The sequence below is a fragment of the Morganella sp. TYF_1 genome (assembly GCF_043105645.1).
Lineage (GTDB): Bacteria > Pseudomonadota > Gammaproteobacteria > Enterobacterales > Enterobacteriaceae > Morganella > Morganella morganii_B.
Genome location: NZ_JBICLU010000010.1, coordinates 48,915 through 70,306, shown reverse-complemented (window position 1 = coordinate 70,306; position 21,392 = coordinate 48,915). Strand labels below are relative to the sequence as shown.

Here is a 21,392-nt window from a genome sequence, read left to right as displayed (position 1 = left end):
ACGATGGAAAAGGAACGTATCATCCAGGAATTTGTTCCCGGCAAACAGGTCACGCTGGCGCATCTGATTGCGCATCCGGGCAGTGATCTGGCGAAAAAAATCGGGGTTCCCGGTGCAGAAGCCATCGGCATTATGACGCTGACACCCGGCGAAACCGCAATGATTGCGGGCGATCTTGCCACAAAGGCCGCAGGTGTGGACATCGGCTTTCTTGACCGTTTCACCGGTGCTCTCGTGATTTACGGCTCTGTCGGCGCAGTGGAAGAAGCATTGATCCAGACTGTTCGCGGGTTAAGCCAGCTCCTCAATTATGCCGTTTGTGATATCACCCGCAGCTGAGCGGGTGCAGTTAAGGATGTCGTCTGAATGAAACGAATTGTGTTTGTGGGTGATGTGGGTGCAGGAAAAACGACATTATTCAATGCGTTGCAGGGAGATTTTGATCTTGCGCGTAAAACACAGTCGATTGAGTTCAATGATGAGGGCAGTGTTGATACACCGGGTGAATATTTCAGCCATCCCCGTCTCTACCACGCGCTGATTAATACGCTGGCAGATTGTGATGTGCTGGTTTATGTCCACGCGGCAAATAACCCGGAGTGCCGGATCCCAGCCGGATTACTCGATATCTATCCTCATATGCGCCGCTTTGCGGTTATCAGCAAAGCCGATGCACCGGATGCGGATGTGCCCGCCGTGCGCGAGTTACTCTCCACCCAGGGATTCGAGGAACCGGTACTTGCCATCAACAGCCTTGATCCTGATGACGTCCTGAAAGTGAAACAGTTTTTGGCCACAGCCGACAGCCAATAAGAGGAATATCCGATGAAGAAACTAATAACGGCCAATGACATCCGGGAAGCACACGCCGCAGGCAAAACCCGCCTGGATGTGGTGCTGAAAGAGAGCATTGTCACGCCGGAAGCCCATGTTGTGGCTGAACAATTGGGCTTTGTGATCTGTGAGGTGGATGCCGCACAGAACAGCGCACCGGCTGCCGCACCGCTGGCGGCAACCGCCGGAACAGAACCCAATATTTCATCCGCAGAGCGTCAGAAAATCCGCGAGTGCATTATCGCGCAGCTGCCTGACGGCAATGTCACCGAAACCTTGATTGCACAACTGGTCGATAAAGTGGTGCAGGAGCGTATCGCGCAGATTAAAGCGAAAGTGGCGGCATTCAAACCGGCGGAAGAGAACACTGATACCCCGAATACCCAGAGCTACCGCAGTGTCACCGGCAAAGGCGGCATTAAAGTGGTCGACAGCAGCTCGGTGAAATTCGGTAATTTCGATGGTGCGGGTCCGCACCGTGTCGGGATTGCGGATCTGATCACTGCGCAGGACAACAGCAGCATGGCTGCCGGGTTTATGCAGTGGGAAAACGCATTCTTCCCGTGGACACTGAATTACGACGAAGTGGATCTGGTTCTGGAAGGCGAGCTGCATGTACGCCATCAGGGCGAAACCATGATCGCGAAAGCCGGTGATGTGATGTTTATCCCGAAAGGCTCCGCGATTGAGTTCGGCACACCATCGACTGTCCGTTTCCTGTATGTGGCCTGGCCGGCTAACTGGCAGGATTGCTGAGGGGTATCGCCATGACCTTTATCACTGAAGACTGGCTGCGGGATAACTTTACGCTGAGCGAAGGCAGTGAAATTCATCTGCCTGCTGACAGCCGGATGACACCATCCGCCCGTGAGCTGATCGAAAGCCGCCGTTTACAGGTGAAATTTCAGGATAAACAAGGTCGTCTGTTTGTGGAAACGCCGGATGAGTCCGGTAAAACCGAAACGGCTGTCCCTGACCTGAAAGCGGTACACGGGTTAACCAGTAAGGATAAAGCGGATGTCGCGGCCTGCGAATTATGCCATCAGCCGGTGGCGAAAAAGCCGGACACGCTGACACACCTTAACGGCCACACCATGGTGGCGAAAAATGATCCGCGTCTGGCGTTCCGCGCCGCGCTGGATGCCACTATCGCCGAAGCCGTCTGGTTACAGACTGAATTTGCACAGACGCCGCTGAAAGGCTGGCTGGCGGATATCCGCTCTGTGCTCGGCAATATTATGCGCGCCGATGCGCTCAATGAACCGCTCGGTGAGCAGAGTATTGCGGATCTGAACGCGGATGAGCTGCACAAGCTGTCTCATAATCCGCTGAAATACCTGGGTCATGACCATATCGTTCCGGATGTGAGTCACGGCCGTGATGCGGCGGCGCTGAATCTGTTGCGGACCAAAGTCCGTGAAACGGAAGTCAGTGCGGCACGTATTTATATCGATTGTTATTTTCAGGTCATCCGCCCTGACATTATGCAGGCGCTTAACCGCCTCTCCAGTGCGGTGTATGTCCTGATGGTGATGGTGGTACGCGAAGGCGGCGTAATGACCACACAGGCTCTGAAACAGGCTCTGATGCAAGGGGGAACACATGCTCATTGAACGATGCCGTCAGCAGGCAAAACTGAACCCGCCGCGGGTGGTTCTGCCGGATGCGCTGGATGAGCGCGTGATCCACGCCGCCCGTTATCTGAAACAAAATGGTCTGGCGGAGCCCGTTCTGCTGGCAAACCCGTTTGCGCTGCGTGATTTCTCGCTGCGTACCGGTGTCATTATGGACGGTCTGAGCACCATTGATCCGGACAGTGCGGATGAGTGGCGCGCAGAGTTTGCGGATGCTATCACCGCACGCCTCGGCGAAAAAGCCCCGGAAGATGCGGTTGAGGCCATGCGTCAGCCGCTGTGGTTTGGTGCCGCCATGGTTGCCGCCGGAAAAGCGGATTTATGTGTGGCGGGAAATATCTCGTCAACTGCCGCAGTCCTGCGGGCCGGGCTGAAAGTGATCGGCCTGAAGCCGGGCGTGAAAACATTATCATCTATTTTCATCATGTTGCCGCCGGGAACGGAAGGCAATGTGCTGGGTTTCGCGGATTGCAGTGTCGTACCTCAACCCACTTCTGCACAGCTGGCGGATATTGCGCTGAGCAGTGCGGAAACCTTCACGGCAATCACCGGTGAAACCGCGCGTGTGGCGATGTTGTCTTTTTCAACAGCAGGCAGCGCGAAACATCCTAATGTGGCGATGGTGCAGCAGGCAGTGGAAATCATTCATGCGCGTGCCCCGCAGTTACAGGCGGATGGTGAACTGCAGTTCGACGCGGCATTTGTGCCAAGTGTCGCTGCGCAAAAAGCCCCGAACAGTGAGTTAAAGGGGCGGGCAAATGTCATGGTCTTTCCGTCACTGGAAGCAGGCAATATCGGTTACAAGATTGCCCAGCGTCTCGGCGGTTACCGGGCACTCGGCCCGCTGATTCAGGGATTAAATGCACCGGTGCATGATTTGTCACGCGGCTGTAATGCCCGCGACATCATTGAACTGGTGCTGGTAGCACAAACACAGTTAGCTCAGGCCGGACAACCTGTCCGCCGCACTGAAGCAGAAAGCGTTATTTAAACCGGTCCCTGATGGGATCTCAATGAGAGGAAAATATCATGGAAGCATTAGGACTGATCGAAACTAAGGGTCTGGTTGCATTAATCGAAGCATCCGATGCGATGGTCAAAGCAGCACGCGTTAAATTAGTCGGTGTTAAACAAATCGGCGGTGGTCTGGTAACAGCCATGGTGCGCGGTGATGTTGCAGCATGTAAAGCAGCGACTGACGCAGGTGCGGCAGCAGCTCAGCGTATCGGTGAACTGGTCTCTGTACACGTTATTCCTCGTCCGCATGGCGATCTGGAAGAAGTGTTTCCTATCAAAATGTCCGGCGATAAATCAATCGATTAATCGTTGTTAGCGTGGCGTGCTTCTGACGCCACGCGATTTTAATCTCCCCGGTTTTTTTGCTGTCACTCAGACGGCAGGGGATTTTTTTACCTGAAATCCGTAGCCGGCTGTATTCAGGCTGCTGAAATATAAAGAGAGGTGAACATGAAACTGGCTGTCGTTATCGGACAAATCGTGTGCACCGTGCGTCATCCCGGACTGGAATCCGACAAGTTATTGCTGGTGGAAATGATTGACCGCCAGGGGCGTCCTAACGGTGAGGTGGCCGTCGCAACCGACAGTATCGGTGCGGGTAATGGTGAATGGGTGCTGATCGTCAGCGGAAGTTCGGCGCGGCGTGCTCAGAGCAAAGAAGCGTCACCGGTCGATCTCAGCATCATCGGCATTGTGGATGAGGCCGTTATGGAAAGTCAGGTGATTTTTCATAAATAAATCGCCGCAACGAGTCACAGAAAGAGGCGTGGGTGAATATGGATCAGAAAGAAATTGAGAATGTGGTAAAAGCGGTTCTGGCCAGCATGAGTGCAGGCACACAACCGGCGGCTGCATCAGCGGCACCACAGCAGGCGGCAGCCTCACAAAATAACGGTTTCGGGGTGTTTGAATCCCTGGATGATGCCGTTCTTGCCGCCAAAGAAGCACAAAAATCATTAAAAACCGTTGAAATGCGTAATCTCTGCATCGGCGCAATCCGCCGTGCGGCAACCGAACATGCCCGTGAATTGGCGGTTCTGGCTGTTGAAGAGACCGGCATGGGCCGCGTGGAAGATAAACTCGCGAAGAACTTAGCACAGGCAAACGGCACCCCGGGTGTTGAGTGTCTGCGTCCTGAAGTGTTAACCGGCGACCACGGTTTAACCTTAATCGAAAATGCGGCATGGGGTGTTATTGCCTCTGTCACACCATCCACTAACCCGGCAGCAACGGCAATCAACAATGCTATCAGCATGATCGCCGGGGGGAACAGTGTGATTTTCGCGCCGCATCCGGCTGCGAAAAAAGTCTCACAGCGCACTATCACCGTTCTGAACGAAGCCATTGTTGCCGCAGGCGGCCCGAACAACCTGCTGGTGACGGTTGCCAAACCGGATATCGAAACCGCACAGCGTTTATTCAAATATCCGGGGATCGGCCTGCTGGTCGTGACCGGGGGTGATGCGGTGGTGGAATCCGCCCGCAAACACACCAACAAACGTCTGATCGCTGCCGGTGCCGGTAACCCGCCGGTGGTGGTGGATGAAACGGCCGATATCGAACGTGCGGCGAAAGCCATTGTTCACGGTGCATCATTCGATAACAACATCATTTGTGCGGATGAAAAAGTGCTGATCGCGGTTGACTGCATTGCAGACAAACTGATCACCGAAATGCAGCGTAATCACGCGGTATTACTGACCCGTGAACAGAGCGAGAAGCTGATCCCGGTACTGCTGAAAAATGTTGATGAAACCGGCCACGGCACTGTCAGCCGCGACTGGGTCGGCCGTGATGCAGCGAAAATTGCCGCCGCTATCGGTATGACTGTCCCGGCTGATACCCGTCTTCTGATCGCAGAAACCGACTGCAAACATCCGTTTGCCGTCACCGAACTGATGATGCCGGTTCTGCCGATCATCCGCGTGAAAGATGTGGATCAGGCCATTGACCTGGCGGTGAAACTGGAAGGCGGCTGCCATCATACCGCAGCAATGCACTCCAATAACATCAGCAACCTGAACCGCATGGCGAATGCCATCGACACCAGTATTTTCGTGAAAAACGGACCGTGTATTGCCGGTCTGGGACTGGGCGGCGAAGGCTGGACAACCATGACGATCACCACACCGACCGGTGAAGGTGTGACCTGTGCGCGGACGTTCGTCCGTCTGCGCCGCTGCACCATGGTGGATTCATTCCGCATCGTGTAAGCCGCTGCGGTGGGGCTTGCGGGCTTCACCGCTTTTTTCCCGGTTAGTGTGAGTTGTTCACGTTAACCCTGACGTTATGTTTTAAACCGGAGGAACCGATGGTTCAACGCAATCAGGAATGGCTGGCATCGCGCTTACAGCGGGCAGCGGAAATCTGTAATCAGCCGCAGGCGGGTGATCACAAAGATGCGCCGTTGTGGCTGGGGATCGATCTCGGTACCTGTGATGTGGTGTCCATGGTGGTCAATGCGGAAGGTCAGCCGGTCGCGGTGTGCCTGGACTGGGCAGATGTGGTGCGCGACGGTGTGGTCTGGGATTTCTTCGGTGCGGTAAAAATCGTTAATAAACATCTGGATGCGCTGGAAAAACAGTTCGGTTTCCGGTTTGAGGTGGCGACAACGTCATTCCCGCCGGGAACAGACCCGCGTATCTCGGTGAATGTGCTGGAATCCGCCGGTCTGGTGGTTGCCAGAGTGCTGGATGAACCGTCTGCGGTCGCTGACATGATGGGGCTGGATAAAGCCGCTGTTGTGGATATCGGCGGCGGTACCACCGGGATCGCGATTGTGCAGAAGGGCGAAGTGACCCGCTCCGGCGACGAAGCCACCGGTGGTCATCATATTTCCCTGACCCTGGCGGGCAATCAGCGCATTGAGCTGGAAGATGCCGAGCAGATGAAGCGTGAGCGCGGTGAAAGCATCTGGCCGGTGATTCGTCCGGTCTACGAAAAAATGACGGATATCGTCGACGATCATATCCGCGGTGAGGATGTGACCGAACTGTGGCTGGCGGGCGGCTCCTGTATGCAGCCCGGTGTGCAGCCGTTGTTTCAGGCGCGTTTCCCGCATCTTACCGTGGTACTGCCACAGCATTCTATTTTTATGACGCCGCTGGCGATTGCCGTCTGCGGTGTATCTCAGGGAGAAAACCGTCATGCCGGATAATCGTTTACCCGCGGCTGAGGTTCAGTCCGCTATCTATCAGGCGCTTGATTTGGTGAATGCCCGTCAGGTGCGTGAGTTTTCTGTCCCGCCGACTACGTTAATCGGCCCGGGCGCCGTCGGCCGCAGCGGGGATGTGCTCGCGGAGCGCGGAATTAAGCACGTTTTTATTATGGTGGACGGCATGTTGTTACAGGCCGGTCTGACCGATGTGCTGGAGCGTAATCTGAGCCGCAGCGGTATTGCGTATGAAATCTGGCCGTGCCCGCCGGGCGAGCCGATGGATAAAGATGTGTTCCGTACCGTTGAACATCTGCTGAAAGTGCAGTGTGACGGCATTATCGCCCTCGGCGGCGGGTCGGTGCTGGATGCGGCGAAAGCCGTGGCGGTGCTGGCTGCCAATCCGGATCTGCCGCTGGCGGATATGATGCCGGGTGCGGCGCTGAATCCGCGTCTGCCGTTTATCGCTATCCCGACCACTGCCGGTACCGGTTCGGAAGCAACCAACGTTTCCGTGATTATCACGGCGGAAAACCATATCAAACTGGTGCTGGCACACAGCCAGTTACTGCCTGATCTCGCCATTATTGATGCCTGTCTGACACTCGGCGTGCCGCCGCATGTGACAGCAATGACCGGTATCGATGCGTTAACACATGCGATTGAAGCGTATGTGGCGAGCAACGTCACGCCGCTGACTCAGGCGCTGGCACTGCGGGCGATCACCATGATCAGCCACGCACTGCCGATTGCTGTCGGTCAGGGGCATGATATCAAAGCCCGTGAGGACATGATGCTGGCTTCCTATATGGCCGGGATGGCGTTCTCCAATGCCGGTCTGGGGCTGTGCCATGCCATGGCGCATCAGATTGGTGCGGCATACAACATTCCGCACGGCAAGGCGAATGCCATCATGCTGCCGCAGGTAATGCGTTTTAACCGCCTGGTCTGTAAACAGGCGTACAGCGAAATTGGTCATGCGCTGACTCAGCGGCCGATGACCGACATGGAGGCCATTGAGGCCGTGGAACAACTGATCAGTGACGTGGAACTTGCGCAGACGCTGCCATCTCTGGGCGGAAAACGTGAGGATTTCGAGGGGTTTGCCAAAGCGGCGTTGCAGGATATCTGCATCAAAACCAATCCGCGTGCGGTCACAGCGGCTCAGATAACGGCGATTTACGAGTCAGCCTGAGTCAATCAATAAGAACAGCCTGCGCGACAGGCACGGAAGGAGAAGGGTATGGGCATTAATGAAATCATCATGTACATCATGATGAGTTTTATGCTGATAGCAGCCGTGGATCGTATCTTCAGCCAGTTCGGCGGCTCAGAGGCAATCCTCGGTAAAATCGGCCTGGGTAAAGTCGGGAAAGGCATTGCCGGTTCCGGTGAACAGTTCGAAGAAGGCTTTATGGCAATGGGTGCGCTGGGTCTGGCCATGGTCGGTATGACCGCGCTGGCACCGGTTATCGCCATGCTGCTCGGGCCGGTGATTATTCCTGTCTATGAAATGCTGGGTGCGAACCCGTCAGTGTTTGCGGGCAGTATTCTGGCTATCGATATGGGCGGCTTCTTCCTCGCGAAAGAGCTGGCAGGCGGTGATGTGGCAGCATGGTTATATTCCGGCGTGCTGCTGGCGTCCATGATGGGTGCAACCATGGTGTTCTCCATTCCTGTCGCACTGGGCATTATCGAGAAGAAAGATCGCCGCTTCCTGGCACTCGGTGTGCTGGCGGGTATCGTAACCATTCCGGTCGGCTGTATTGCCGGTGGTCTGGTGGCGAAATTCTCCGGTGTGGAAATTGACGGTCAGGTGGTGGATTTCAGTATGACCATGCTGCTGGTCAATATGATCCCGGTGATCATCGTGGCGGCGCTGGTGTGCCTCGGTCTGAAATTCATTCCTGAGAAAATGATCAACGGTTTCCAGATCTTCGCCAAAATCCTCGTCGGTATCATCACGATCGGTCTGGCGGCAGCAGTGGCGAAGTTCACTGTGGGCTGGAACCTGATCCCGGGCCTTGATCCGATTTTTATGACAGAAGGTGATGTGCCGGGCCAGGTGATGCGCGCCATCGAAGTTATCGGTTCTATCTCTGCCGTGCTGTTAGGGGCGTACCCGATGGTGCTGCTGCTGACCCGCTGGTTTGAAAAATCCTTTATGAAGATCGGCAGCCTGCTGAAAATCAACAACATGGCGGCGGGCGGTATGATCGCGACTCTCGCGAACAACATCCCGATGTTCGGCATGATGAAGAAAATGGATACCCGCGGCAAAATCATCAACTGTGCATTCTCCGTATCTGCTGCTTTCGCACTGGGTGACCACCTGGGCTTCGTGGCTGCCAACATGGCTCCGATGATCTTCCCGATGATTGCCGGGAAAATTATCGGCGGTATCACTGCAATTTTCGTTGCCATCATGATGATGCCGAAAAATATTGAGCAGGAAGATGCGGCTGCAGCGGCTGAAGAAGCGGCTGAAAGTGTTGCGGAGGAGAAATAAGCATGAAAACCCTCGAACTCTTAAGTGTCGGTATTGACGTGGGCACCACCACCACACAGGTGATCTTCTCCCGTCTCGCTCTGGTAAACCGCGCGGCGGTGTCACAGGTGCCGCGTTATGAGTTTGTGGATCGCAAAATTATCTGGCAGAGCCCGGTTCTGTTCACGCCGGTGGATAAAGACGGCCACCTGCGTGAGGAAGAGCTGCTGGCGCTGGTGCTGGATCAGTACGCCGCCGCCGGGATGGACCCGGCGACGATTGACTCCGGTGCCATCATCATTACCGGTGAAACTGCCAAAACCCGCAATGCACGTCCGGCAGTGGTCGCGTTATCCCAGAAACTCGGGGATTTCGTGGTCGCCACCGCCGGGCCGCATCTGGAATCGGTGATTGCCGGTTTCGGATCCGGTGCCCAGACACTCTCTGAGCAGAAGATGGCGCGGGTACTGAACATTGATATCGGCGGCGGCACAGCAAACTACGTGCTGTTCGAAGCCGGTCATGTGATCAGTTCCGCCTGCCTGAACGTCGGTGGTCGTCTGTTCGAAACAGACAGCAGCGGACGCGTCACTTATGTGCATGCGCCGGGCTGTCTGATCGCCCGTGACTGCTTTGGTGAACAGACCGATCCGATGTCCCTGACACCGGCACAACTGAATACCATTGCCGATCGCATGAGTGAGCTGCTGTATGAAGTTATCAGCGGCAATCTCACTCCGCTCGGGCGTGAGCTGCTGATGACGGACGGTCTGCCTGCGGAAAGCAGCTTTTATGCGGTCACACTGTCCGGCGGTGTCGGGGAGTGTTACAGCCATCCGGAAAGCGGCAATGATTTCCGTTTCGGCGATATCGGGCCGCTGCTGGCACAGGCGATTCACCGCAATGCGGATTTCAGCGCGTTACCGATGCAGACCCCGGCACAGACTGTCCGTGCCACGGTGATCGGCGCCGGTGCGCATACGTTATCCCTGTCCGGCAGCACCATCTGGCTGGACAGCATCACGCTGCCGGTCCGCAATATTCCGGTGGTACATCCGGCACTGGGCCGCGCGGATGATGAAGATCTGGTGAATACCTGGAGCCGCGCCCTGACGCAGATGGATCTTAATCCGCAGCAGGATCTGTACGCACTGGCCCTGCCGGAATCACTGCCGACTAACTACGCCTCGGTACAAAGCTGTATTGATGCTCTGGAACGCTTTACCAAAACATACCCGAACACCATGCCGCTGCTGGTGATCGCGGGACAGGATTTCGGTAAGGCACTGGGCATGCTGCTGCGTCCGCTGATGAACGGCCGCGAACTGGCTGTTATCGACGAAGTTATCACGCACACAGGCGACTATATCGACATCGGCACGCCGTTATTCAGCGGCTCTGTCGTCCCTGTTACTGTTAAATCACTCGCATTTCCTTCCTGAGGGAACGTAATATGAAATTAAAAACCACGCTGTTTGGTCAGACCTACCAGTTCCGGGACGTGAAAGACGTTCTCGCGAAAGCTAACGAACTCCGCTCCGGGGACATCCTGGCGGGTGTCGCGGCAAGTAACGCCCAGGAACGTGTGGCAGCGAAACAAGTGCTGTCCGAACTGACAATTGCGGATGTCCGCAACAACCCTGTCGTTCCGTATGAAGAAGACTGCGTAACCCGTCTGATCCAGGATGATATCAACGAAACCGAATATAACCGGGTCAAAAACTGGACTATCGGTGAGTTGCGTGAGCATGTCCTGAGCGACACCACCTCTCTTGATAACATCAATCTGCTGCGCAAAGGCCTGACTTCAGAAGTCATCGCCGGGGTGGCAAAAATCTGCTCCAACGCAGACCTGATTTACGGCGCGAAGAAAATTCCTGTCGTGAAACGTGCGAATAACACCATGGGTCTGCCGGGCCATTTCAGCGGCCGTTTACAGCCGAACGATACCCGTGACGAAGTGCAGAGTATCGTGGCGCAGATTTATGAAGGCCTCTCTTACGGCTGCGGTGATGCAGTTATCGGTGTCAACCCGGTAACAGACGATGTGGATAACCTCAGCCGCGTGCTGGATGCTATCTACGGCATCATTGATAAATACGATATCCCGACGCAGGGCTGTGTGCTGGCACACGTCACCACACAGATGGAAGCCATCAAACGTGGTGCGCCGGGCGGCCTGATTTTCCAGAGCATCTGCGGCAGTGAAAAAGGTCTGCGTGAGTTCGGTGTTGAGCTGGAAATGCTGGACGAAGCCCGCCACGTCGGTGCGCAGTACAACCGTATCGCCGGTCCTAACTGCCTGTACTTTGAAACAGGACAGGGCTCCGCACTGTCAGCGGGTGCTCACTACGGTGCTGACCAGGTGACCATGGAAGCCCGTAACTACGGCCTGGCCCGTCACTATGATCCGTTTATGGTAAACACCGTTGTCGGCTTTATCGGACCGGAATATCTCTATAACGACCGCCAGATCATCCGCGCCGGTCTTGAAGATCACTTTATGGGCAAACTGAGCGGGATCTCCATGGGCTGTGACTGCTGTTACACCAACCATGCGGATGCGGATCAGAACCTCAACGAAAACCTGATGATCCTGCTGGCCTCTGCGGGCTGTAACTTCATCATCGGTATGCCGCTGGGTGATGACATCATGCTCAACTACCAGACCACCGCGTTCCATGACATCGCGACTATCCGTCAGTTACTCGGCCTGCGCCCTGCGCCGGAATTCGAAGCCTGGCTGGAAAAAATGGGTCTGATGGAAAACGGGCGTCTTACCAATCGTGCCGGCGATCCGTCACTGTTCTTCTGATTTTCGGGGTAAATCACCATGGATCAAAAACAAATTAATGACATCGTACGCAGCGTGATGGCTCAGATGGGACACACGGGCGAAAACGTACAGGCGGTTGCCGCGGCAACGCAGGCTGTACTGAATCAGGGTAATACGTCTGTTGAATCCGTTGAGTGGGATCTCGGTTCACCGGAAGCAAAACAGTGGATCGGCGTGCAGAACCCGCACCGTGCGGAAGTGTTACAGGAACTGCGTAACAGCACCGGTTCCCGTGTCTGCTCCGGTCGTGCCGGTGTGCGTCCGCGCACCCAGAGTCTGCTGCGCTTCCTGGCTGACCACTCGCGTTCCAAAGATACCGTACTGAAAGAAGTCCCGGCGGAATGGGTGAAAAAACAGAACCTGCTGGAGTTACAGTCTGAAATCACAGACAAAAATCAGTATCTGACCCGTCCGGATATGGGCCGTATTCTGAATAAAGAATCCATCGAACTGCTGAAAACCAAGTGTGTGCAGGCGCCGGATGTGCAGGTCATTATCTCTGATGGTCTGTCCACCGATGCGATTACTGCAAACTACGACGAAATTCTGCCGCCGCTGATGAAAGGTCTGGAACAGTCCGGTCTGAAAGTGGGCACACCGTTCTTCGTCCGTTACGGCCGCGTGAAAATTGAAGACCAGGCCGGTGAAGTGCTCGGCGCGAAAGTGGTTATCCTGCTGGTGGGCGAACGTCCGGGGCTGGGTCAGTCTGAAAGCCTCTCCTGCTACGCGGTGTACTCACCGACAGTGGCGGGCACAGTGGAAGCAGACCGTACCTGTATCTCGAACATTCACCGCGCAGGGACACCGCCGGTGGAAGCCGCCGCTGTTATCGTCGATTTAGCCAAACGCATGCTGGAGCAGAAAGCGTCCGGTATCAACATGAACCGTTAACGGGGAACTGAATATGCCTGCATTAGATCTTATCCGGCCGAGCGTGACAGCGATGCGTCTTATCGCTAATGCACACGAAGATTTCTGCCGTGAACTGAAATTACCGAAACACATCCGCAGCCTCGGCCTTATCACCGCAGACTCCGATGACGTTGCTTACATTGCCGCTGACGAAGCCACCAAACAAGCACTGGTGGAAGTGGTTTACGGACGTTCCCTGTATGCAGGGGCGTCAAACTCACCATCACCGACCGCCGGTGAAGTGATGATTATCCTCGGTGGCCCGAACCCGGCAGAAGTCCGCGCGGGTCTGGATGCCATGGTCGCCAATATCGAATCCGGCGCGGCATTCCAATGGGCGAATGACAAAGAAGATACCGCATTCCTGGCACATCTGGTCTCCCGTACCGGCTCTTACCTGTCTGATGGTGACAAAGTTAAACACGGTGATCCGATTGCCTATCTGGTGGCACCGCCGCTGGAAGCCACATTCGGGATCGATGCCGCACTGAAAGCCGCTGACGTGCAGCTGGCAACCTATGTGCCGCCGCCGTCAGAAACCAACTACTCAGCAGCCTTCCTGACCGGCAGCCAGGCAGCATGTAAAGCAGCATGTGATGCCTTTACCGAAGCCGTTCTGGATATCGCGCGCAACCCTATTCAGCGCGCCTGAGTCCGGGGATACCCGACGTCAGTCATTAACACAGGAGAAAGGTCATGATCGATTCACTGGGATTACTTGAGGTATACGGCCTGGTGTCCGGCATTGATGCGGCGGATGCGATGCTGAAGTCGGCCAATGTCCGCATCCTTAACTATGAAATGGTGATCCCGGGGATGGTGACGCTTGTTGTTGAGGGCGATCTGGCGGCGTGCCGTGCGGCGGTGGATGCGGGGATTGCTGCGGCAACCCGCACCGGTAAAGTGATTGGCCATAAGGTCATCGGTCGTCCGGATGGTGATACCGAATGGCTGGTCACCGGTTTCAGCGGTGTGCCGGTGAAGGTCAAACCGCAGTCTCCGGCACCGGTTCCGGCGTCTGAACCGGCTCCGGCGGCGGTTTCTGCCGCTGCCCCGGATGCGGATGCCATGATGACGTTTACCGCAGAAGCCAAACACCGCCACGGCGTGACCGCCGGAGAAGCGGCCATGCATTTCAGTTGCCTGATAGAGGACAGCCGTGATGTGCTGGAGAGCCTGTTTAAACAGGGTAAACTGCGCAAGCGCGGCAGCCGCTACCGGGTAAAACAGGAGGGAAACCGCGATGAGTAATCTGATGCCGGGTCTGCATGAGTGCGGGCCCGAAATCATTCGTCAGCGTGTGCAGGATGCAGGGGTTGTCGGTGCGGGCGGGGCGGGTTTCCCGACCCACGTCAAACTGGCGGCACAGGCGGAAATCTATCTGGTGAATGCGGCTGAATGTGAGCCGCTTTTGCAGGTGGATCAGCAACTGGCTGTCCGTGAGGCGGATGCGATGATCCGCGGTTTGCTGTATGCCATGCGGGCTACCGGCGCGAAAGAGGGCATTATCGCCATCAAAGGCAAGCATCAGGCTGCCATTGATATCCTGAATGCCCGCGTGCCGGATTCTGTCCGTCTGCATATCCTGCCGGATGTTTATCCGGCCGGTGATGAAGTGATCACCATCTGGCTGGCGACCGGTCGCCGGGTTCCGCCTGCGGCACTGCCGCTGTCTGTCGGCGTGGTGGTCAGCAATGTGCAGACCCTGATTAATGTGGCGTATGCCGTTGAACAGGAACAGGCCGTGATACACCGTGTCCTGACGGTGAACGGCGCGGTTCACCATCCTGTTACCGTTTCCGTCCCGGTCGGCACCACACTGCGTGAAGTGCTGGCGCTGGCGGGCGGAGCCACCATCAGCAACCCGGCGTATATCAACGGCGGGCCGATGATGGGCAAATTACAGACATCCCTTGATGATGCTGTGACCAAAACCACCGGCGGCTTATTAGTCCTGCCGGATGACCATATTTTAATTCAGCGCCGGACCCGTTCGGAGCGCACGGTGATCAACCAGGCGCGTACCGTCTGTGAACAGTGCGGAATGTGTACCGAGCTCTGCCCGCGTCACATGATCGGCCACGAACTGCCGCCGCACCTGATTGTCCGCGCGGTGGGTTATGAGCAGATCTCCGCGCCGTCAGCCGTCGTTGCGGCACTGACCTGTTCGGAGTGTGCGATTTGCGAAGCCTGGTCCTGCCCGGTGGAAATCTCACCGATGCGGCTCAACCAGATGCTGAAAGTGAAACTGCGCGAAGAAGGGATCCGCTACGAAGGTGAACTGCGCCCTGAAGATCCGATGGCTCAGCACCGTATGCTGCCGGTCAAACGCCTTGTCCGTCGTCTGGAACTGACGGAATACATGCACAAAGCGCCGATGACCGATGAGATCTACGCACCGCAGCAGGTGATTATCCCGTTACGCCAGCATATCGGTGCCCCGGCGGTACCGGTTGTCAGTGAGGGGGATAACGTCACGGCGGGCATGCTGATCGCCGCCATCCCGGAAAAAGCACTGGGTGCGCCGGTTCACGCCAGTATCAGTGGTGTGGTTCGTCATATTGACAGCACGGCTGTCACGATAGAGAAGGAATAACTATGCACAGTGCAATTGCGATGGTGGAATTGTCCAGCATCGCCAAAGGGATGGAAGTCACCGATTTTATGCTCAAAAGTGCGGAAGTCACTTTGCTGATGGGCAAAACCGTGTGTCCCGGCAAATATGTGGTGATGGTCGGCGGTGATGTTGCCGCCGCACAGCAGGCAATGCGCTGCGGTGTGGAAAAAGGCGGCGCACAGGTGGTGGATGAGTTTCTGCTCAGTAATATCCACCCGGACGTACTGCCCGCTATCGGCGGCGTGACGGATGTGAATGCCCGCGAAGCCGTCGGGGTCGTGGAAACCTTTAGTGTTGCGACCTGCATTGAGGCGGCGGATTTTGCTGTTAAAGCCGCCGGCGTCACGTTAATACGACTTCATATGGCGTATGGTATCGGGGGTAAATGTTACTTTGTGATGAGCGGCGATGTCGCAGACGTCGAAACCGCTAAAAAAGCCGCATCACAAGTCGCCGCAGATAAAGGTGCGCTGGTTTACAGCATGGTCGTACCGAATCCTCATCCCGATTTCTGGCAGCAATTGGTCGCTGGTTAACATTGATGGCGGCCGTTCATTTTGGGGAAAAAATAATGATGAAAAAAATCACACCCGATTTACATCACCTTAATGATGAAGTGCCGCATGACCGCGATCTCAGCCCTATCGTGATCGAGCAGAATTTTACACAGCGTTATACGCATGATGCTTACGAACAGGCCTGTTCCATCACCGCCTGGCAGCAGCTGTATGATCAGCTGACGCCGGGCCGGTTTGAAGGAGAACTGACCGAAACCCTGTTTGACGGGCTTCAGGTGTTCCACGAATACACCAATCTGTCTCTGCGCCAGTCCTGCATGGTCTGGCCGAATGCCTTCTGGTTCGGCATTCCCGGGGAGCAGCAGAATACCGGTTATATCGGCAATCAGATGCTGTGCCGCCAGAAAATCGCGGTGCGTCCGGGCGGGAAAGAATTTGAACTGAGTACGCCGGATGACTATCACATCCAGGGGCTGGTGATCTCTCACGATATCCTGAAAAAACACTCGGTTGTGTTACAAAACCCGGAGCGGCTGATGAATCTGCTCAGCGAAAATCCGGCTGTGGGCGTGAACCCCTTCAAAAAAGAGGCGATTTGGCAGTATATCCGCCATGCCCTCTGGCACTCCAAAATTGAGCAGGAACGCAATCGTACCGTCAGCCGCGTCCTGAGCCACAATCTGCTGACGGCATTCCTCGGGTTACTGGAAGATGCCAGCACCGTGGCGGATGAGCACTACACCAACCGTGTGAACTACCTGAAACTGGTCTCCAAAGCCCGTGAGTATCTGTTTGAGAATGCCACCGAACCGGTGACTGTCCTGGAGCTGTGTAACGAGCTGTATGTCAGCCGCCGTACCCTGCAGAATGCCTTCCAGCAGGTGCTGGGGATCGGCCCGAATGCCTATCTGAAAACCATCCGCCTGAACGCGGTACGCCGTGAACTGGTCAGCCCGTATTCAAAACAGACCACTGTCAAAGACGCGGCAATGCAGTGGGGATTCTGGCATCTCGGGCAGTTCGCTACCGATTACCAGCGCCTGTTTAATGAAAAACCGTCGGAGACGCTGAGCCGCCGTCTGATGTAGTTTTGTCCCGCTTTCCGCTTTCTGACCTGCATCGTGTTTTTTTCCGGCAGGTCAGAACGGCTTCTTCTGAGTTAGCGTTTTAAAATCCCGCGCCTGATCTCATTTTTAGCATCTTGCTGTGAATATTTCTCATAAGAAGAATTTAAATATCCAATTAGTTCTATATTTATTAATTGGCTATTTATAATTCTACTGAGCAATGGAGTATTCAGGTATGAAAAACCGCAACAAGATTCTGCTGTCCGCGTTGATATCTCTCTTTATGACCCCGGCGTTTGCACTTCCTTCCGTGACGGTGCTGGCAACCGGCGGCACGATTGCCGGGGGCGGAGAATCGTCGGTTTCGTCCGGTTACCAGGCCGGAAAAGTGGGAATTGGTGCGCTGATTGATGCCGTACCGGAAGTCAAAGCACTGGCTGATATCAGTGGTGAGCAGATTGTGAATATCGGCTCACAGGATATGAATGACAAGGTGTGGCTGACGCTGGCAAAAGAAATTAACCGGACCTGTGATAAAACGGACGGATTTGTCATCACCCACGGCACCGATACGCTGGAGGAAACCGCGTACTTTCTTGACCTGACGGTATCGTGCCATAAACCGGTTGTGCTGGTGGGGGCAATGCGTCCTTCCACGGCGCTGGGCGCGGATGGCCCGCTGAATCTCTATAATGCAGTGGTTTTGGCAACAGACAAATCGGCAGCCGATCGCGGTGTGCTGATGGTGATGAATGACAAGGTGATCAGCGGGCGTGATGTGGTCAAAATGAACACGACGGAAGTGCAGGCATTTGAAGCGGTGAATGCCGGTGATACCGGGTTTATTCATAACGGTAAAGTGACCTATTATCAGACCGCGCAACCACGTCAGGCCGGTGCGGTATTTGATATCAGTAAACTCAGTGAACTGCCGAAAGTCGGCATTGTTTATAATTATGCCAATGCGTCAGATGCGCCGGTAAAAGCCCTGCGGGACGAGGGAAATGCCGGGATTGTCAGTGCAGGTGTGGGTAACGGCAATATGTATAAAGGCATTTTTGAGGCATTAGCCGCGGCATCCAAAGAGGGTGTGGTGGTTGTCCGTGCCAGCAGGGTGCCAACGGGCTATACCACCCGTAACGCAGAAGTGGATGATGACGCATACGGCTTTGTCGCTTCCGGCAGGCTGAATCCGCAAAAAGCCAGGGTGTTACTGCAACTTGCCCTGACACAAACCACTGATCCGCAGAAAATTCAGTCATTCTTCGAAAAATATTAATTAAGCGTTTTTTCAGGCCGCAACCACCAGCAGACGGGGTTGCGGTTTTTTATTATCTGAGCTGTTCTTATGTTAGCAATGTTATGTTATAGCATATCAATTGATGGGTTTGGGGAGATAGTTGTCATTAATGATAATTAACAAATGAAACAAAAAAGACACAGCTACCCACAGGAATTTAAAGAAAAAAGGGGCTGAATCTGTCCGTATTCACAAAGCGGGAAAAAGAACGGTTTTCATATTTACCCCTTGAATTTGTTCAGTATATTGTCTGTTTCTGAGTCAGGGCGACTCTGTCTTCACGGCATGTATCACAACAAAATAATAAAAGAGAAAGGTATGAAATCAGTTAAGTTTGCATTGGCACCATTATCCGCCATGGTGTTGTTATCGTTCTGCGCACACGCCGGAACTCAGGGGAATAATGGCGACACGATTATTGTCCGATCTTCCACCATTGAATCCACCACCGTGAATGAACTGGCTGACTACGGGAACAAATTACAGGTTATTACCCGTGAGGAAATTCAGCGTTCAGGGCCGTCATCCGATTTAAACCAGGTATTACAGCAATATGTGCCGGGGTTATATGTTTCTCTGGGACAGGGGGCTTACGGCTACGGGAAATATTCCTTTATGGGCGGACGTCCGGATGACACCTTAATTCTGATTGACGGTGTTCGTCTGAATAACCGCCTGTTCGGCGGGATCTATCTCGATACTCTGCCGCTGATTGCGATTGACCGTATCGAAGTGTTACAGGGGGCACAAAGTCTCTCTTTCGGTACTCAGGCGATCAGCGGTGTGATTAACATTGTCACCAAAAAGCCGACCTCAGAAGTGCTGTCCGGTGAATTCAGTGTCGGCGCGGATACGGATAAAGGCCGTTATGGTGAAGGGTATATCGAGAAAGCGTTTGATAACGATATCGGCAAAACCGGCCTGATGGCGTGGGTAACCCGCAGTAAATCAGATGGTTATCAGCCGTACCGCGACAGTGATTACAATGGCACGATCGGTCAGAAAAAGCGTGGCTATGACGTGACCTCTATGGGTGTTCAGGTCACACAGACCATTGCGGATGCTGCGCAGTTACAGGGATTCTACCAGTATACACAGGCCGATCTGGATATGGTGTCCCCGAACCATCACCGCCAGGCGATGAACAAACGTGATCACCATCTGGCGACGGTTTCCTTTGAGCATTTTCTGAGTGCGGACACCAGCTACTCAATCCGTGCACATCTTAATGACTGGAATACCCGTTATGACCGCAGCCGTTATCTGGCGGACGGCTCCGTGGATATCCAGAATGACGATTCTTACTGGGGATTCCGCGACTACGGCGTTCAGGCGCAGATCAAATCTTACCTGTTCGGGGATAACGAGTTTGTCCTCGGTACAGATAACCAGTGGTACAAAGGTAAAGATGAGGTCATGAAGATCGAAACGGATACCGCGAAAGCCAATGCCCTGTATTTACAGGTGCGACCGGATATCCCTGTCTTACCGGAACTGAAACCGAGTCTCGGCGTGCGTTATGAGCGCTTTGAAGGCGGTCAGGATGCGACGGTCTGGATGGCAAGCACCAAATATGAGGTGAATGAAAAGCTCAATTTACGCGGCCAGGTGGGAACGGCATTTAAACTGCCGAACGCTGAACAGTTGTTTGTGAATGATGAAAGCAAGCAAACCATCGGTGATGCCAATCTGAAAGCGGAAACCAGTAAAAATATCGAAGCCGGATTCGATTATCTGACGCAGTGGGAAAACGGCGGAGCCTGGCAATTCGGTGCAACAGCGTATGCGCGTGAAATCAATGATCTGATCACCACAGTGAAAGTCGGTAAATACGACAAATGGGTGAACGGTGACGGTGAAATCCGTACCAAAGGCGTGGTGCTCTCTACAAAACTGAACTTCGATGAATCCTGGTATGTCTCCGGGGATATCACCCGTAACTGGCTGGATACCAAAAACGGTGCGACACTCAACGATATCCCGGAACTCTTTACCCGCGGCCGCATTGGTTATGACGCTCCGGCGAAACAGTGGGGCGCGGAACTGGCTGCCCGCTATGTGGGTGAACTGAAATCCGGTGGTGATACCTACGGTCATTACACCGTGTTTGATGCCAGCGCGTATCTGTATGTGGATCATGCGCAGCAGCATAAGCTCACGCTGCTGGTGGAAAACCTGTTTGATCGCGATTATCCGGCGGGACTGACCAGCAACGGCCTGGAAAAAGTGGACAACCTGGGTCGTCCGTTAACCGCTGAACTGCGTTACACCTACCGTTTCTGAGGACACTGAGCGATGGGAAAGAATGTCACACTGTATCTGAACACATTGCAGAATGAGGCGTGCTTATCTGCGGATTTCTGGCTGTCACTCAGTGAGAAGGGCTTTCCCGGTGATACCGCCTGCTGTGCGGACAGCGGGGCGGTATTGCATCAGCTGAAGGAAACGATCACACCGGATACCCGCTGTATCCTGCTGATGGTGCTGACCGATCCGGCGCAATCCGCTGAAAAACTGATGTCCCTGACCTCCGCGCTGGAGCAGGAAATAGCAGCGCATTATCCGCAGTTACGGGTATTCCGCAGTTTGTGTGTACTTACCGGGGCGGACGTGGCGGCGGATGCCAAACAGGCCGGTGAGGTGATGACGGAACTGGAAAAGCAGTCGAACAGCCGTGAGCCGAAAGCGGAATCCAACCCGAACTGGGAAAAAACACCGCCGTACCGCTATCACCTTTTCTTCTGTATGGGGCCGCGCTGTGTCTGTCGCGGTGCCAAATCCCTGCTGATGCAACTGCGCCATCAGCTTGCGGCACGCAACCTGTTTGAAAATGAAAACGGCGTGCTGCTGACCCGCTCGCACTGCCAGTATCCCTGCAATCAGGGACCGCTGGTCACGGTCTATCCGGATAATTTATGGTATCGCCTGACCACGCCGGAAGAGATCCATCTGTTTGTGTCTGAACAGATAGAACAGGGAAGAGTGGTACCGTCGTTGCTGGCGGAGCATAAATAA

General features: G+C 54.7%; 22 protein-coding genes. All 22 read left to right on the top strand.

All coding sequences use genetic code 11. The features are described from left to right. Window positions 1-3: 3 nt before the first annotated feature. Window positions 4-339, top strand: a complete 336-nt coding sequence (gene eutS / locus ACF8OF_RS02865) for an ethanolamine utilization microcompartment protein EutS (RefSeq protein ID WP_004236109.1) — start codon at window positions 4-6, stop codon at window positions 337-339. Between the two features lie 27 nt (window positions 340-366). Beyond that, on the top strand, window positions 367-813 hold the full coding sequence (eutP, locus tag ACF8OF_RS02860) for a EutP/PduV family microcompartment system protein (RefSeq protein WP_392495670.1): 447 nt from the start codon (window positions 367-369) through the stop codon (window positions 811-813). Between the two features lie 12 nt (window positions 814-825). Next, the gene (gene eutQ, locus ACF8OF_RS02855; protein ID WP_004236107.1) at window positions 826-1,590 is read left to right on the top strand and encodes an ethanolamine utilization acetate kinase EutQ; all 765 of its coding nucleotides are present in this window, start codon (window positions 826-828) and stop codon (window positions 1,588-1,590) included. A gap of 11 nt (window positions 1,591-1,601) precedes the next feature. Continuing rightward, a complete protein-coding gene (gene eutT, locus ACF8OF_RS02850) occupies window positions 1,602-2,447 on the top strand; it encodes an ethanolamine utilization cob(I)yrinic acid a,c-diamide adenosyltransferase EutT (RefSeq protein ID WP_004239002.1) in 846 nt (281 codons plus the stop codon). Continuing rightward, window positions 2,437-3,459: a phosphate acetyltransferase gene (gene pta / locus ACF8OF_RS02845; protein WP_354621596.1), complete on the top strand. Its 1,023-nt coding sequence runs from the start codon at window positions 2,437-2,439 to the stop codon at window positions 3,457-3,459. The genes eutT and pta overlap by 11 nt, the downstream gene beginning before the upstream one ends. A 38-nt stretch (window positions 3,460-3,497) precedes the next feature. Continuing rightward, on the top strand, window positions 3,498-3,791 hold the full coding sequence (gene eutM, locus ACF8OF_RS02840; protein WP_004236103.1) for an ethanolamine utilization microcompartment protein EutM: 294 nt from the start codon (window positions 3,498-3,500) through the stop codon (window positions 3,789-3,791). A 144-nt stretch (window positions 3,792-3,935) separates the two neighbouring features. Further along, the gene (gene eutN, locus ACF8OF_RS02835) at window positions 3,936-4,223 is read left to right on the top strand and encodes an ethanolamine utilization microcompartment protein EutN (protein ID WP_004236102.1); all 288 of its coding nucleotides are present in this window, start codon (window positions 3,936-3,938) and stop codon (window positions 4,221-4,223) included. A 38-nt stretch (window positions 4,224-4,261) separates the two neighbouring features. Continuing rightward, a complete protein-coding gene (locus tag ACF8OF_RS02830; protein WP_025154312.1) occupies window positions 4,262-5,698 on the top strand; it encodes an aldehyde dehydrogenase family protein in 1,437 nt (478 codons plus the stop codon). Window positions 5,699-5,796: 98 nt separating this feature from the next. Continuing rightward, window positions 5,797-6,642 (top strand): ethanolamine utilization protein EutJ, encoded by an 846-nt coding sequence (gene eutJ / locus ACF8OF_RS02825; RefSeq protein ID WP_004236098.1) that lies wholly within the window; start codon window positions 5,797-5,799, stop codon window positions 6,640-6,642. Further along, window positions 6,632-7,834, top strand: a complete 1,203-nt coding sequence (locus ACF8OF_RS02820; protein ID WP_392495667.1) for an iron-containing alcohol dehydrogenase — start codon at window positions 6,632-6,634, stop codon at window positions 7,832-7,834. Before eutJ ends, ACF8OF_RS02820 begins: the two co-directional genes overlap by 11 nt. A 48-nt stretch (window positions 7,835-7,882) precedes the next feature. Further along, window positions 7,883-9,148 (top strand): ethanolamine utilization protein EutH, encoded by a 1,266-nt coding sequence (gene eutH, locus ACF8OF_RS02815; RefSeq protein ID WP_045138791.1) that lies wholly within the window; start codon window positions 7,883-7,885, stop codon window positions 9,146-9,148. Between the two features lie 2 nt (window positions 9,149-9,150). After that, complete coding sequence (gene eutA, locus ACF8OF_RS02810) at window positions 9,151-10,569, top strand: ethanolamine ammonia-lyase reactivating factor EutA (protein ID WP_392495665.1); 1,419 nt, start codon at window positions 9,151-9,153, stop codon at window positions 10,567-10,569. A gap of 11 nt (window positions 10,570-10,580) precedes the next feature. Beyond that, a complete protein-coding gene (locus ACF8OF_RS02805) occupies window positions 10,581-11,942 on the top strand; it encodes an ethanolamine ammonia-lyase subunit EutB (protein ID WP_046892029.1) in 1,362 nt (453 codons plus the stop codon). 18 nt (window positions 11,943-11,960) lie between these two features. Then, entirely contained in the window at window positions 11,961-12,854 is an 894-nt protein-coding gene (gene eutC / locus ACF8OF_RS02800; RefSeq protein ID WP_004236091.1) for an ethanolamine ammonia-lyase subunit EutC, read from the top strand. A gap of 13 nt (window positions 12,855-12,867) precedes the next feature. Beyond that, complete coding sequence (eutL, locus tag ACF8OF_RS02795; RefSeq protein ID WP_392495663.1) at window positions 12,868-13,527, top strand: ethanolamine utilization microcompartment protein EutL; 660 nt, start codon at window positions 12,868-12,870, stop codon at window positions 13,525-13,527. A 44-nt stretch (window positions 13,528-13,571) separates the two neighbouring features. Beyond that, a complete protein-coding gene (locus ACF8OF_RS02790) occupies window positions 13,572-14,126 on the top strand; it encodes a BMC domain-containing protein (protein WP_392495661.1) in 555 nt (184 codons plus the stop codon). Then, the gene (locus ACF8OF_RS02785; protein WP_392495660.1) at window positions 14,119-15,471 is read left to right on the top strand and encodes a 4Fe-4S dicluster domain-containing protein; all 1,353 of its coding nucleotides are present in this window, start codon (window positions 14,119-14,121) and stop codon (window positions 15,469-15,471) included. The genes ACF8OF_RS02790 and ACF8OF_RS02785 overlap by 8 nt, the downstream gene beginning before the upstream one ends. A gap of 2 nt (window positions 15,472-15,473) precedes the next feature. Beyond that, window positions 15,474-16,028 (top strand): BMC domain-containing protein, encoded by a 555-nt coding sequence (locus tag ACF8OF_RS02780; protein ID WP_004236084.1) that lies wholly within the window; start codon window positions 15,474-15,476, stop codon window positions 16,026-16,028. Window positions 16,029-16,063: 35 nt separating this feature from the next. Continuing rightward, window positions 16,064-17,098, top strand: a complete 1,035-nt coding sequence (gene eutR / locus ACF8OF_RS02775) for an HTH-type transcriptional regulator EutR (protein ID WP_025154302.1) — start codon at window positions 16,064-16,066, stop codon at window positions 17,096-17,098. A 214-nt stretch (window positions 17,099-17,312) separates the two neighbouring features. Beyond that, window positions 17,313-18,356: an L-asparaginase 2 gene (ansB, locus tag ACF8OF_RS02770; protein WP_392495659.1), complete on the top strand. Its 1,044-nt coding sequence runs from the start codon at window positions 17,313-17,315 to the stop codon at window positions 18,354-18,356. A gap of 339 nt (window positions 18,357-18,695) precedes the next feature. Then, window positions 18,696-20,660: a TonB-dependent receptor plug domain-containing protein gene (locus ACF8OF_RS02765; protein WP_392495657.1), complete on the top strand. Its 1,965-nt coding sequence runs from the start codon at window positions 18,696-18,698 to the stop codon at window positions 20,658-20,660. A 12-nt stretch (window positions 20,661-20,672) separates the two neighbouring features. Further along, window positions 20,673-21,392 (top strand): ferredoxin, encoded by a 720-nt coding sequence (locus ACF8OF_RS02760; protein ID WP_392495656.1) that lies wholly within the window; start codon window positions 20,673-20,675, stop codon window positions 21,390-21,392.